Raw genomic sequence first — 392 nt, forward strand, 5'->3', positions numbered from 1 at the left:
AGCTGCCTTCGAACCAACTGGCGCGAAGCGTGACCACGTCGTTGCGATAGCGCTGCCGCAACCAGGTGCGGAACTTCTCGTGGGCGGCGATCGAGGTGTCGTAGCCAGACCCTTCGGCGAAGAACCACTCGTCGCGGTCCAAGTGGATGCCCATGATGTTGCCAAACTCTTCGCTGGCACGCATCTGTTCGGTGAACTTGGTCAGGCACTGCTTCGCGACTTCCCAGTAAGCGTCGTCGCACACGCTGGGCTCGGCGATGCCGCCGTCTTCCTTCACGTACTTGGCCGAGGGATAGAGGCTTTCCCAGTTCTTGGGGGCCTCAAACCGGGTGCGCAGGATTACCTGGGCGGCGGGGTCGACCTGCACGAACTGTCCGACCAATTGCACGGCA

At 62.0% G+C, this 392-nt stretch carries 1 protein-coding gene; it reads right to left on the reverse strand.

All coding sequences use genetic code 11. From position 1 onward, the window contains the following. Positions 1–392: hypothetical protein (locus R5H29_RS13910; RefSeq protein ID WP_332329303.1), on the reverse strand; the 392-nt coding region annotated here is incomplete at both ends.

The sequence above is a fragment of the Stenotrophomonas sp. A3_2 genome (assembly GCF_036624925.1).
GTDB lineage: Bacteria > Pseudomonadota > Gammaproteobacteria > Xanthomonadales > Xanthomonadaceae > Stenotrophomonas > Stenotrophomonas hibiscicola.